The organism is Collinsella sp. CLA-ER-H10, assembly GCF_040092475.1.
Classification (GTDB): domain Bacteria; phylum Actinomycetota; class Coriobacteriia; order Coriobacteriales; family Coriobacteriaceae; genus Collinsella.
Genome location: NZ_JBBNLM010000002.1, coordinates 139586 through 152641 on the forward strand (window position 1 = coordinate 139586; position 13056 = coordinate 152641).

The following is a 13056-nucleotide window of genomic DNA, read 5'->3' on the forward strand; positions in this document are numbered from 1 at the left end:
CAGACGTAAACGATTTTCGTCTTGATTTGCGTACGGAATTAAGACGTAAATTGCGCTTTCGTACGCTTATTACCAGACGCAAATTGTTTTCGTCCGGCCATGCGTCCCCAATCTAGACGAAAAGAGCCCCGAGCTCGTATGAACTCGGGGCTCTTTGTGCCGCACATCTATGAGAGGAGAAATTCGATGCGTACGTGCGCTACTCCATGTAGCCACCCTGAATGGCGGAAACTGCATGTTCGGTAAAGAACTTGAGCGTGCCGGAGGTGTAACGATTAGCCTTGGGCTTCCAAGCGGCGCGACGCTCGGCCAGGACGGCGTCGACCTCGGCCGGCTCCATCTCCTTGCCGGCGATGCCCACGATAGACAGCGAGCGCTCGGGGATGTTGATCTGGATAAGGTCGCCCTCCTCGATCAGGGCAATCGGGCCGCCCACGGCAGCCTCGGGCGAAACGTGACCGATAGCCGGGCCCTTGGAGGCGCCGGAGAAACGGCCGTCAGTGATCAGGGCAATGCTCGCGCCCAGCTCGGGGTCGCTGGCGATAGCCTCGGTGGTGTAGAACATCTCGGGCATGCCGGAGCCCTTGGGGCCCTCATAGCGAATGATGACGGCGTCGCCGGGCTTGACCTCGTGCGTCAGGACGGCGTGGATAGCGTCCTCCTCGCAGTCGAACGGACGCGCCTTAAGCGTGGCCTGGAACATCTCGCGCGGAACAACCGTGTGTTTGACGACGGCGCCCTCGGGGGCAAGATTGCCGTGGAGGATGGCAATAGAGCCGTCGGTACCAAAAGCCTGGTCAAACGGGCGAATGATGTCTTCGCGCTTAAGGTTCCACTTCTCCAAGTAGCGGCCGCACTTCTCGTAGTAGCCGTTGTTCTTAAGGTCCTCGAGGTTTTCGCCGAGAGTCTTGCCGGTGACGGTCATAACGTCGAGGTGAAGCATCGACTTGATCTCCTCCATGATGCGCGGCACGCCACCCGCATAGTAGAAGAACTGCGCCGGCCACTCGCCTGCGGGACGGACGTTGAGCAGGTAGTGGGCGCCACGGTGCAGGCGATCGAAGTCGTCGGCGGACATCTCGATGCCAAACTCGCGGGCGATCGCGGGGATGTGCAGCAGCGAGTTGGTGGAACCGGAGATGGCGCCGTGGACCATGATGAGGTTCTCGAAGGACTCCTTGGTCACGATGTCACGCGGACACAGGTTGTGCTCGGAGAGCCACACGGACTGACGGCCGGCCTCGCGCGCAAACTCACGCAGATCGGAGCTGGTTGCGGGCAACAGGGCCGTGCCGGGGAGCATAAGGCCCAGGGCCTCGGCGGTAACCTGCATGGTCGACGCGGTGCCCATAAACGAGCAGGCGCCGCAGCTGGGGCATGCGTTGTGCTTGGCAAACTCAAGCTCCTCGCGGGAGATCTCGCCGCGCTCGTAGCGGGCAGAAATCGCGCCGAGCTGCTCCAGGGTCAACAGATCGGGACCGGCATCCATGACACCGCCGGTAACGACGATGGAGGGGATGTTGATGCGGCCCATGGCCATGAGGTTCGCAGGCAGGCCCTTATCGCAGCTGGCGACAAAGACGCCGGCGTCGAACGGGGTGGCCTTGGCATGGATCTCGATCATGTTGGCGATCATGTCGCGGCTGGGCAGCGAGTAGTTGATGCCATCGTGGCCCTGGGCCTCGCCGTCGCAGATATCGGTGCAGAAGTAACGGGCACCGTGACCGCCAGCCTCGGCAACGCCGGCACGGACCTCCTCGACCAGCTCAAACAGGCCGGCAGAACCCGGGTGCGAGTCGCCAAACGTCGACTCGATAATGACCTGCGGCTTGTCCAGGTCCTCGATGGACCAGCCAGAGCCCAGGCGCAGCGGGTCCATCTCGGGGCTGATGGTGCGAAACTTGCCGGAACGCGGCTGCAGCTTGGCAACCAGGTCGGCTGCCTCCTGCTGAATCTGTACCTTGGTCTTCTCGTCCATGATGCTCTCCTCTTTTGATTTGAACGGTTGCATCAATCGTTGGTTAATGAATCAGGTGTAAATGGGTACCGAGCGATGCACTCGGCGGAAGATGCTTAGCTACGCGAACTAGGCGAAGAACGAAATCACCAGGGCGCAGGCAAGACCCGAAAGGCCGATGAGCGTCTCCATAACGGTCCAGGACTTGAGGGTTGTCTTCTCATCAATCTCCAGGAACGAGGAGCGCATCCAAAAAACCGGCATCGTTGACGTGCGAGAGGGCCGTGGCACCGCCGCAGATAGCAAGACAGATAGCGGCACGCATGAGCACTGAGGCTCCGGCAACCGCAGGCATGGCGGCCATAATGCCCGATGCCATGGTCATAGCGACGATGGAGCTGCCGACAGAGGCACGCACCATGACGGCAATCAAAAGGCAACGACCACCAAAGGCAGCGGTGAGGCCTCGAGCATAGGGCCGATAACCTGGCCCAGGCCGCAGTCCTGCAGCATCCAGCGGATCACACCGCCGCAGGCAATGACCAGCAAGATCATGCCGACGGGCTTAAGCGAACGGTCGAGCAGGGCCTTGAGCTCGGCGCCGGAGTAGCCGCGCCGCGCGCCCAGCAGATACATCGCGACGAGCGTGGCGAGCGTCAAAGCGACAAACGGCTTGCCCAGGAAGGCGAGAATCGAGGCGAGCTCGGCGGGCATAGGGATATAAGAGGACAACGTGCCCAGCAAAATCAGACAAAGCGGCGTGAGCACGATGGCAAGCACCATGCCAAAGGAGGGAAGCTCCTTTTCGTCGCTCGCACCCTCGGCAGAGGTAAAGTGTTCCGGAACATCGGTAAAAATGCGACTGCCCACGTTGTGACCCCAGATGACGCCGGCGATCGCCATAGCGATGAAGGCGGTAGGGATACCGACGAGAATCATGGTGCCCAGGTCGACACCGAGCGTGCCGGCGACCAGAACCGAACCGGCCGATGGCGGCACAAACGCATAGCCAGCGGCAAGTCCTGCGAGCAGCGCGATGCCGTAGTAGAGCGTCGACTTTTTGGTCTGCGATGCCACGCTAAACGCAAGTGGGATCAAAACGACCACGCCGGCCTCAAAGAACACCGTAGTGCCGATAACCAGACCGGTAACTCCCAGCGCCCAGCTGGAGTGACCCTGCCCAAAGGTATCGATGAAGGTCTGGGCGATCTTCTTGGCGCCGCCGCTCTCTTCAAGAATCTGACCAAACATCGAGCCCAGGCCAATGAGCAGGGCGATGTTTTGCAGCGTGGTGCCCACGCCCTTGGTGACAGTGTCCGCCACCAGGTCGAGCGGCATACCGGCGCCGATGCCGATCGCGAGCGCCGAGACCATCATCGAAAGCACGGGATGCAGCTTGAACTTAATGATGAGCGCAAGCAGCAGCGCAATGCCCACGATGGCGGCGATGACCAGCCTGGTGGGGTCGGCCATAAACGTTGGGTCTGACATCTTTCCTCCAATTCATCAGACCTTTTGAATTCGGCTTAGACTATAGCGTGTTTTCAATAGGTCTGATGTTTCAAATTGAAATTTGTTCAAAATACATCTGATGTATTTCATGAACGGTCTGTTTTGACGGTAAACGGCTACTTACAGCTCCCCACTGTCTAGGCGAACCGCCGCGGCTTCTGTTGAATGAGTTAGAATAGCTCTGATGAATTCTTTTGATATGAGGTGAAGCGTGGCACGAGTCGATTCGGGACTCCCCGAGCAGATTTCCGAGAAAATCATTCAATTGATCTTGGATGAGCATCTTGAGCAAGGCGATCGCCTGCCCAAGGAGGCCGTGCTCGTCGAGCGCCTGGGCGCCGGCAGGAGCACGGTGCGCGAGGCCATGAAGCTGCTGCAGTCGCGCAACATCGTGCGCATTAAGCAGGGTTCGGGCACCTATGTGGCCTCGAACCCCGGCGTTGCCGACGACCCGCTGGGCTTTACCTTTATCGATGACAAGCAGCGTCTGGCGCGCGACCTACTCGAGGTGCGCTTTATGATCGAGCCGCAGATTGCACGCATGGCAGCCGAGCACGCAACCAACGACCAGGTCGTCTGTATCAAAGAGCTCTGCGACGAATCCGAGCGCCTGGCCGAGGCCGGTGAGGATTACTCCGCCGCCGACACCGCGTTCCACAATGCCATTGCCGAGAGCTCCGGAAACCTCGTCGTTCCCCGCCTAATGGGCGTGCTCAAGGCGTCTGTCCCCCTGTTTATTGACGTGACCGGCAAAAAGCTGGTTGAGGAGACCATCCGCACCCACCGTGGCGTGGCCGACGCCATCGCCGCGCGCAATCCCACCGCAGCGCACGATGCGATGTATTTGCATCTGGTGTACAACCGCAACATGATTGCAGAGGGCGCGCAGGAACAGAGCAAATAGACGTCCGCACGGCAAGGGCGAGACCACCGTTTACCTTTTAAAAGTGAACGTTCACCTGATTTTAGGGAATAAGGGGTGGCTATTACGCCGCTTCACCTATACTGACCTTGTATGAAAAGCAAGACTTATATAGATGAACGTTTCTTTTGAAAGGATCGCTATGTCTGATCTTATGGACAGCTTCCGTCTGGACGGCAAGGTCGCACTGGTAACCGGCGCCACCTATGGCATTGGCATGGCTATCGCCGAGGCGCTCGGAGAGGCTGGCGCCAAGATCGCCTTTAACGCACGTCACGCCGACAAGGTAGCCGAGGCCGAGAAGCACTACCGCGAGTTGAGCTTTGAGGCTCATGGTTACGTGGCAGACGTCACTGACGAGACTGTCGTCGCCGAACTCATCGCCAAGATCGAGGCCGACTTTGGCACCACGCCCGACATCTTGGTCAACAACGCCGGCGTCATCCAGCGTACCCCGATGCTCGACATGAGCGCCGAGGACTTCCGCCGCGTCGTCGATATCGACCTCAACGCACCGTTTATCGTGTCAAAGGCCTGCCTGCCTGGCATGATCGCGAAGGGCCACGGCAAGATCATCAACATCTGCTCGATGATGAGCGAGCTGGGTCGCGAGACCATCGCCGGCTATGCCGCCGCTAAGGGCGGACTCAAGATGCTCACCAAGAACATCTGCTCGGAATTTGGCGAGGCCAATATCCAGTGCAACGGCATTGGGCCCGGCTACATCGCCACGCCGCAGACCGCACCGCTACGCGAGAAGCAGCCCGATGGCAGCCGTCACCCGTTTGACCAGTTCATCATTGCCAAGACGCCAGCAGCCCGTTGGGGCACGCCCGAGGACCTGAAGGGCCCCGCCGTGTTCTTGGCTTCCGATGCATCGAACTTCGTCAACGGCCACATCCTCTACGTCGACGGCGGAATCCTCGCATACATTGGAAAGCAGCCTCAATAAGCGTCGCCGCAACTGCCCATATCAGGTTTCATCCACTCGTTTTTCATTTGAGTTGCGGTGAGATAAGGATTGGTTTTGGCTTCTATCAGGCAAAACAGTCCGTATTTCACCGCAAGTTAGAAATAGAAAGGTAATTCGCAATGAAAATCGCTCTGATCAATGAGAACTCTCAGAACTCCAAGAACCCCATGATCGAGGCTGCCCTTAAGAAGGTTGTCGAGCCCATGGGGCACACCGTCTTTAACTATGGTATGTATGCCGACGCCGACTCCAAGCCCCTCACCTACGTGCAGAACGGCATCCTTGCCGCCGTGCTGCTGAACTCCGGTGCTGCCGACTACGTCGTGACCGGCTGCGGCACCGGCGAGGGCGCCATGCTCGCCTGTAACTCCTTCCCCGGCGTGCTGTGCGGCCACGTTGCCGACCCGCTCGACGCCTACACCTTTGCCCAGGTCAACGATGGCAACGCCGTTGCCATGCCCTTCGCCCTCAAGAACGGCTGGGGCCAGGAGCTCAACCTTGAGTACACCTTCGAGAAGCTCTTTGGCTTTGGTTCGGGCAACGGCTATCCTGCCGAGCGTGTTGAGCCCGAGCAGCGCAACAAGAAGATCCTCGACGGCGTCCGCGCTGTGACTATGCGTCCGCTCGTCGACGTTCTGGGCGAGATCGATCAGGACCTGGTGAAGGGCGCACTTGCCGGCGAACACTTCCAGGAGTACTTCTTTGCCAACGCAACCGACGAGGCCATCATCACCAAGGTCAAGGAGATCCTGGGCCTCTAATCGCACGACTCATTGCAGCTAACGCAAGCGGCGGTCGTCCCACGTACGGGACGACCGCCGCTTTTTGCTATCTACCGACTGACGCCGCGGGGACAGGCCCCATGCACCAAGGGATTAACTAGAGCTCGCAGGCAATCTTGTAGCCGTCGCCGATGGCGTCACGGATGTTGCCGCACTTGTTGGCATCGCCCAACACGTGGGTGGTAACGCCGGCTGCAGCAAGGTCGTCGGCCAACTTGGTATTGGGACGATAGCCCATGGCAAGTACCAGCGTATCGGCATCGGCGATGGTGTGGACCTCGCCGTCCTTCTCGTAGCTGATGGCATCCTCGGTAATCTCGGTCACCTTGGCCTCGGTCAGCACGTGGACGCCCTTGGAGAGCATGCGCGTGATGAGCACCGCGCGACCGGCACCGCCCTCGTTGGCGGCGAGCGTCTTGGTCATCTCGATGACGGTGACATCGCGGTTGGCCGGCGACAGGTCGTTGACCAACGGGGCCAGGTAATCGGCCGTCTCGCAGCCAACGGTACCGCCGCCCACGATGACGATCTTCTTACCCGGGAAAGCCTTGCCACCCAGCAGGTCGTCGGCCGTCATAACCTGCTTAAAGCCCTGCATGAAGGCCGGAGCGATGGGCTCGGCGCCATAGGCCAGGACGACCTCGTAGCCGGCGTAGTCGCGCTGAATGTCCTCGGCAGTAAGCTCGGTGCCAAATACGCACTTCACGCCCGCCTCAGCAAGACGGCGATACTGATACTTGATCACACGGGTGAGTTCCTGCTTTGCCGGCGGAACGGCTGCGATACGCATCTCGCCGCCCGGTTCGTCCTGCTTGTCCACGAGCACCACGTTGTGGCCGCGCTTGGCGGCAATGAACGCCGCCTCCATGCCCGCAGGACCAGCGCCCACAACGAGCACGTTCTTGGCCTCGGCGGCAGGCTCGTAGCCAGCCTCGTCGCGCTCCACGTCCGGATTAACGGTGCAGGAGATGCGTTTGCCAAACATAATGCCGTTCAGGCAGCGCAGGCAGCCAATGCAGGGGCGAATATCGTCGGCGTTGCCGGCAGCGGCCTTGTTGCAGAACTCGGCATCACACAGATTGGCGCGGCCCATCATGCAGATGTCGGCGGCACCGTCCTCGATCAGCTCCTCGGCGATCCAAGCCTCGTTAATGCGTCCGACGGTGGCAACGGGAATGTTGACGTGCTTTTTGATCTCGCGCGAGCAGGCGGCATGCGAGGCCTGCTGAGTACCGGCGGCGGGAATTGCGGAACCGCGCTTGATGGTGGTACCGCCCGACACGTGAATCATGTCGACGCCGGCCTTCTCCAAGCGACGCGAGACATAGATCATGTCGTTGAGGGTCAGGCCGCCATCGGTGTACTCATCGCCCGAGATGCGGACGTCGATGATAAAGTCCTTGCCGCAGCGCTCGCGAATCTCGGCGATGACCTCGAGCAAAAAGCGCATGCGGGCGTCGAGCGAGCCGCCGTACTCATCGGTACGCTTGTTATAGAGCGGGGTCAAGAAACCGCCGAGCATGCCGTGGGCGTGCGCCGCATGGACCTCGACGCCATCGACACCGGCCTTCTGCATACGCACGGCAGCGTCGCCAAACTGATGCGTGAGCTCGTGAATCTCATCGACCGTAATGGGGCGCGGCGCCTCGCGGGCATAGGACGGGCCCACAAAGGACGGAGCGATCAGGCGCGGCGTACCCGGAATGTTAAAGGCCATGTAGGCGGGGTGGAAGAGCTGCGGCATGATCTTGCAGCCATACTCGTGGACGGCCGCGGCGAGCTTTTCCCAGCCAGGGATAAACGTGTCGTCGTAGCAGCACATGTCACCCGGCAGATAGGTATAGGTAGGCTCGACCGTCACGACCTCGGTGATGATGAGGCCCACGCCGCCCTTGGCGCGGGCACGGTAATGATCGACCAAGTCGTCGGTCACATAGCCATGATCGGCCAGGTTGGTGGACACCGGCGGCATAAAGACGCGGTTCTTGACCTCGGTCGTACCGACCTTGATCGGGCTAAAGAGCATTGGATAGGCAGAGGACTCCATACAGGGTTCCTTTCATTTGAGCCGCTCGGCGGCAGTTGCTAACGTACCTATCGTATCAGCAACCGCCGCGTCCGTACCCGCTCGCACTCCCCCGCCTTTAATCCGATCCCCACAAAAGTTGCGGTGGAATACGGAGTAGATGAGGCCTTTGACAGCCAAAACAGTCCGTATTTCACCGCAACTGATGGGCGGGATGGAATTGAGGGCTCAGATAGCCAGTTATGCCCTCATCCGCCACTCCCTCACCTACAGCACGCCGTCCAGCATAAGGTTCACCTTGAGCACGTTGACCGTGGGCTCGCCGAAGACGCCGAGGAATCGGCCCTTGGTGCACTGGACGATGATCTCGCGTACCTCGCCTTCGCTCTTGCCCGTGGCCTTCGCCAAGCGCGGGACCTGGTACTCGGCGGCATCCGGAGAGATCTCCGGGTCGAGGCCGGACCCCGAACACGTCACCAGGTCGACGGGCACAGCGTCCATATCAGCATCGGGGTTGGCGGCGCGGATCTTCTTCACGCGCGCATCTATCAGCTGCCGATACTCCTCACTCGCCGGGGACAGGTTGGACGGGGCACCATACGCCACGAGCTCGCCGTCTTCGCCTTCGACAATTGACACGTTCTGGATGCGGCCCCACATGTGGTCCTCATCCTCGAAGTTCTGGCCGATCAGCTCGGATCCCACGATCTTGTCGTCGACCTTAATGAGCGAACCGTTCGCCTGATACGGGAACGCAACCTGGGCGATGCCGGTCACGACGAGCGTATAGCCCAGGCCGCAGACAACGGTAAACAGCGCGAACACGCCCAGTGCGCGCGATGCAACACCTTTGAACATACAAACCTCCACTTACATAATGCCGCAGAACGCGAGCAGCATGTCGATGAGCTTGATGAATACAAACGGGGCAACGATGCCGCCCAGACCCCACACGAGCAGGTTGTGGGTCAGCAGCTGTCCGGACGGGACCTCGCGGTACTTAACGCCCTTCAGCGCGGCCGGGATCAGCGCGACGATAACGAGCGCGTTATAGATGATGGCCGAAAGAACCGCGGACAGTGGGCTTGCCAGACCGAGGATGTTGAGCGCGCCAAGGCCCGGGTAGATCGGCGAGAACAGGGCCGGGATGATAGCGAAGTACTTCGCCATGTCGTTGGCCACCGAGAAGGTCGTGAGCGAACCGCGGGTCATGAGCAGCTGCTTGCCGATACGCACGACCTCGATGAGCTTGGTGGGGCTGGAGTCGAGGTCGACCATGTTGCCGGCCTCCTTGGCAGCCTGGGTGCCCGTGTTCATGGCCACGGCGACATCCGCCTGCGCCAGCGCCGGCGCGTCGTTGGTGCCGTCGCCGGTCATGGCGACCAGGTGGCCCTCACGCTGGAACTCGCGGATCTTCTCGAGCTTGCCCTCAGGGGTGGCCTCGGCCAGGAAGTCGTCAACGCCGGCCTCGGCGGCGATTGCCGCGGCGGTGAGCGGGTTGTCGCCCGTCACCATGATGGTCTTGATGCCCATCTTGCGCAGGTCGGCGAACTTCTCCTTAACGCCGGACTTGATGATGTCCTTGAGGTACACAACGCCCAGCACGCGGCAATTCTTGGTCACGACCAGCGGGGTGCCGCCGGCCTTGGCGATGCGCTCGACGGCCTCGTCGCACTCCTGGGAGAACACGCCGCCGGCTGCCTCCACATAGGTGCGCACGGAATCGGCAGCGCCCTTGCGGATCTCATTGCCCTCGTAGTTCACACCGGACATGCGGGTCGCCGCGGTGAAGGGGATGAACTCCATACCCTTATCCTCGAGTGTGCGGCCGCGCAGACCGAACTGCTCCTTGGCGAGCACGACGATGGAACGGCCTTCGGGGGTCTCGTCGGTCAGCGAGGAAAGCTGGGCGGCATCGGCCAGCTCCGCGGGATCGATGCCGTCGACCGGGATGAACTCGGCGGCTTGACGGTTACCCAGGGTGATGGTGCCGGTCTTGTCGAGCATGAGGATGTCGACGTCGCCGGCGGCCTCGATGGCGCGGCCGGACATGGCCAGCACGTTGGCCTCGTTCAGACGGCTCATGCCGGCGATGCCGATGGCGGAAAGAAGGGCGCCGATGGTAGTAGGAGCCAGGCACACGAGCAGCGCCACGAGCGTGGTCACGGCCGTGGGGTTGTCCATGTCGTTAAGACCGACCGAGAAGCAGGAGTAACAATACAGGGCCAGCGTGACCAGGATAAAGACGATGGAGAGGGCCACCAGGAAGATCTCCAGAGCGATCTCGTTAGGGGTCTTCTTGCGCGCGGCACCCTCGACCATCGCGATCATCTTGTCCAGGAAGCTCTGGCCGGGCTCACTGGAGATCTTGACGATGATCCAGTCGGACAGCACCGTGGTACCGCCGGTAACGGCAGAGCGGTCGCCGCCGGCCTCGCGGACCACGGGGGCGGACTCGCCGGTGATGGCGGACTCGTCAACGGAAGCAGCGCCCTCGATGACGTCGCCGTCGCCGGGAATCTGCTCGCCGGCGCGTACGATCACCAGGTCGCCGCGCGTGAGCTCGGTGCCGGGAACGACGGTGAAGTGCTCCTTGTCCTCAACGGACTCGATGCGATGGGCCTCGACATCCTTTTTGGCCGCACGCAGGGAATCGGCCTGGGCCTTACCGCGGCCCTCGGCAAGCGCCTCGGCGAAGTTCGAGAACAGGTCGGTAAGCCACAGGATGACCGCGATGGCGACCACATAGTAGGTGGGCACACCCGCGTCCTGCACACCGAAAATGGAAGCGACGGCCAGGACGGAGGTCATGACGGCGGAAAGCCACACCAGGAACATGACCGGGTTTTGAATCTGGACGCGAGGATCCAGCTTGGTAAACGAGTCGCGGACCGCGCGGCCCATCATGTCTTTTTGCATAGTCATAAATCTGCGCCCTCCTTTACGCAATCATCTGGAAGAACTCGGCAACGGGGCCAAGCGCCAGGGCCGGGAAGAAGCTCAGGGCACCGATCAGCAGAACGATGAACACGAGCAGGAATACGAACATGCCGTTGGTGGTAGACAGGGTACCGGCGCTCTCGGCGACCTTGCCCTTCTTGGCCAGCGAGCCGGCGATAGCCAGCGTACCGATGATAGGCATGAAGCGGGCGAACAGCATCTCGAGGCCGAGCATGACGTTGATCCAGGGAATGTTGCAGTTCATGCCTGCAAACGCCGAGCCGTTGTTGCCGCCGCATGAGGTGAAGGCATACAGCGCCTCGGAGAAGCCGTGCGCGCCACCATTGTTGAGCTGGTCGGCAAGACCGGGCACCATGCAGGCGATGGCCGAGCACACCAGAATGGCAAACGGAGTTGCCAAGCACAGGACAACTGCCCAGCGCATCTCGCCCGGCTCGATCTTCTTGCCCAGGAACTCAGGCGTGCGTCCGACCATGAGACCGGCGATGAACACTGTGAGGATGGCGAAGCCGATCATGCCGTACAGGCCGCAGCCCACGCCGCCGAAGACGACCTCGCCCAGAGCAATCTGGAGCATCTGGACAAAACCGCCCAGCGGGGTGTAGGAGTCGTGCATGGAGTTAACCGAGCCGTTGGAAGCAGCCGTCGTGAAAGCGGACCAGGTAGAAGAGGAGGCGATACCGAAACGGCTCTCCTTGCCCTCCATGTTGCCGCCGGCCTGGCCGTCGGTCATCTCGATATTGACCGCTCCGCCATCGGCCAGCTGCGGGGTGCCCGCATGCTCGTTGACGGCGATGATGCCGGTGAAGATCACCAGCAGGATGAACATGGCGGCAAAGATGGCCTTGCCCTGCTTGGTGTTCTTGACGCCGATACCGAAGGCGAAGCAACAGGCGGCCGGGATCAGCAGCAGGCTGGTCATCTCGATGATGTTGGTGAAGGCGCTGGGGTTCTCATACGGATGGGCGGAGTTCACGCCGAAGAAGCCGCCGCCGTTGGTGCCGGACTGCTTGATGGCGACCTGAGGAGCCGCGGGACCCTGGGGCAGGAACTGCTCGGTGACCACGCGCGCGCCCTCGACAACCTTGCCGTCGACCTTGACCGTGTCGCCCTCAATCTGGGCGCCGTCGATGACGCTCCAGCCGCCGTCTGCATTAGGCTGAACAGCGACGGGTTCTACGAGCTCAGCCTTCTGAGCCGGCTGGAAGTTGGAGATGACGCCACCGGCAGCCAGGCAGATGCCGAACACGAGGTTCAGCGGGATGAGCACATACAGGACGGTGCGGGTGAGGTCGACCCAGAAGGAACCCAGACCCTGCTCCTTGACCTGACGGAAGCCGCGGATCAGCGCGAACATGACCGCGATACCGGTGCCAGCGGAAACGAAGTTCTGCACAGTGAGACCCATGAACTGCACAAGGTAGGACAGGGTAGTCTCACCGGAGTAGGACTGCCAGTTGGTGTTGGTTATGAAGGAAGCAGCCGTATTGAACGACAGGTCCCATGACACACCCGGCAGGTGCTGGGGATTGCCTGGCAAGAAGGACTGAAGCGCCTGGAGTGCCACAAGAGTCACGAGGCCGATCCCCGAAAAGACCAGCACGCTCGCCAGATAGCGCCTACACCCCATCTGTTCTGCCGCGTCGATGCGAAGCAGACGATAGACGCCACGCTCCACAGGAGCAATCACAGGCGACAGGAACGTATGCTCACCATCCATGATATGGGCCATGAACCGACCGAGCGGAACGGCCAGGACGACGAGTACGGCAAAGTACAAGATGTACTGAATCGCAGCGTCCATAGTTTACGAATCACTCCTCATCAGAATGTAGATGTAATAGATAAGAAGTCCAATGCAGACGACTCCGATGATGGGAATGAGGATGTCCATTTACCGCCCCTTTCACACGCGGTCCGATG

11 protein-coding genes are annotated in these 13056 nt (G+C 60.8%); 3 read left to right on the plus strand and 8 right to left on the minus strand.

The annotated features are described in order from the left end of the window. Positions 1 to 199: 199 nt before the first annotated feature. The 4 genes from ilvD to AAAX36_RS02090 form a co-directional block, all read right to left on the minus strand. Positions 200 to 1978 carry a dihydroxy-acid dehydratase gene (ilvD, locus tag AAAX36_RS02075; protein ID WP_349073829.1) on the minus strand — a complete coding sequence of 593 codons (1779 nt, stop codon included), beginning with the start codon at positions 1976 to 1978 and terminating at the stop codon, positions 200 to 202. A gap of 108 nt (positions 1979 to 2086) precedes the next feature. Next, positions 2087 to 2206 carry a hypothetical protein gene (locus AAAX36_RS02080; protein WP_349073830.1) on the minus strand — a complete coding sequence of 40 codons (120 nt, stop codon included), beginning with the start codon at positions 2204 to 2206 and terminating at the stop codon, positions 2087 to 2089. Continuing rightward, positions 2181 to 2390: a hypothetical protein gene (locus AAAX36_RS02085; RefSeq protein ID WP_349073831.1), complete on the minus strand. Its 210-nt coding sequence runs from the start codon at positions 2388 to 2390 to the stop codon at positions 2181 to 2183. Before AAAX36_RS02085 ends, AAAX36_RS02080 begins: the two co-directional genes overlap by 26 nt. Continuing rightward, on the minus strand, positions 2387 to 3448 hold the full coding sequence (locus AAAX36_RS02090) for a gluconate permease (protein WP_349073832.1): 1062 nt from the start codon (positions 3446 to 3448) through the stop codon (positions 2387 to 2389). The genes AAAX36_RS02085 and AAAX36_RS02090 overlap by 4 nt, the downstream gene beginning before the upstream one ends. A 232-nt stretch (positions 3449 to 3680) precedes the next feature. Here AAAX36_RS02090 and AAAX36_RS02095 point away from each other — a divergent pair, with 232 nt between their 5' ends. The 3 genes from AAAX36_RS02095 (at position 3681) to AAAX36_RS02105 (ending at position 6125) form a co-directional block, all read left to right on the plus strand. After that, positions 3681 to 4373, plus strand: a complete 693-nt coding sequence (locus tag AAAX36_RS02095; RefSeq protein WP_349073833.1) for a FadR/GntR family transcriptional regulator — start codon at positions 3681 to 3683, stop codon at positions 4371 to 4373. A 160-nt stretch (positions 4374 to 4533) separates the two neighbouring features. Next, positions 4534 to 5343 (plus strand): gluconate 5-dehydrogenase, encoded by an 810-nt coding sequence (locus tag AAAX36_RS02100; protein ID WP_349073834.1) that lies wholly within the window; start codon positions 4534 to 4536, stop codon positions 5341 to 5343. 140 nt (positions 5344 to 5483) lie between these two features. Beyond that, positions 5484 to 6125: an RpiB/LacA/LacB family sugar-phosphate isomerase gene (locus AAAX36_RS02105; protein ID WP_195520940.1), complete on the plus strand. Its 642-nt coding sequence runs from the start codon at positions 5484 to 5486 to the stop codon at positions 6123 to 6125. 118 nt (positions 6126 to 6243) lie between these two features. Here the strand turns inward: AAAX36_RS02105 and AAAX36_RS02110 are convergent, their stop codons facing one another. From AAAX36_RS02110 to kdpA, 4 genes are all read right to left on the minus strand, one after another. Next, entirely contained in the window at positions 6244 to 8193 is a 1950-nt protein-coding gene (locus AAAX36_RS02110) for an NAD(P)/FAD-dependent oxidoreductase (RefSeq protein ID WP_260699196.1), read from the minus strand. A gap of 246 nt (positions 8194 to 8439) precedes the next feature. After that, positions 8440 to 9030, minus strand: a complete 591-nt coding sequence (kdpC, locus tag AAAX36_RS02115) for a potassium-transporting ATPase subunit KdpC (protein ID WP_349073835.1) — start codon at positions 9028 to 9030, stop codon at positions 8440 to 8442. Positions 9031 to 9042: 12 nt separating this feature from the next. Beyond that, complete coding sequence (gene kdpB / locus AAAX36_RS02120; RefSeq protein WP_349073836.1) at positions 9043 to 11097, minus strand: potassium-transporting ATPase subunit KdpB; 2055 nt, start codon at positions 11095 to 11097, stop codon at positions 9043 to 9045. Positions 11098 to 11113: 16 nt separating this feature from the next. Next, a complete protein-coding gene (kdpA, locus tag AAAX36_RS02125; protein WP_195246057.1) occupies positions 11114 to 12937 on the minus strand; it encodes a potassium-transporting ATPase subunit KdpA in 1824 nt (607 codons plus the stop codon). Between the last annotated feature and the right edge of the window lie 119 nt (positions 12938 to 13056).

Coding starts and splice junctions, on each gene's coding strand:
- ilvD (WP_349073829.1), bottom strand. CDS start 1,978: ATGGACGAGAAGACCAAGGTACAGATTCAGCAGGAGGCAGCCGACCTG.
- AAAX36_RS02090 (WP_349073832.1), bottom strand. CDS start 3,448: ATGTCAGACCCAACGTTTATGGCCGACCCCACCAGGCTGGTCATCGCC.
- kdpC (WP_349073835.1), bottom strand. CDS start 9,030: ATGTTCAAAGGTGTTGCATCGCGCGCACTGGGCGTGTTCGCGCTGTTT.
- AAAX36_RS02105 (WP_195520940.1), top strand. CDS start 5,484: ATGAAAATCGCTCTGATCAATGAGAACTCTCAGAACTCCAAGAACCCC.
- AAAX36_RS02100 (WP_349073834.1), top strand. CDS start 4,534: ATGTCTGATCTTATGGACAGCTTCCGTCTGGACGGCAAGGTCGCACTG.
- AAAX36_RS02110 (WP_260699196.1), bottom strand. CDS start 8,193: ATGGAGTCCTCTGCCTATCCAATGCTCTTTAGCCCGATCAAGGTCGGT.
- kdpA (WP_195246057.1), bottom strand. CDS start 12,937: ATGGACGCTGCGATTCAGTACATCTTGTACTTTGCCGTACTCGTCGTC.
- kdpB (WP_349073836.1), bottom strand. CDS start 11,097: ATGACTATGCAAAAAGACATGATGGGCCGCGCGGTCCGCGACTCGTTT.
- AAAX36_RS02080 (WP_349073830.1), bottom strand. CDS start 2,206: ATGCGCTCCTCGTTCCTGGAGATTGATGAGAAGACAACCCTCAAGTCC.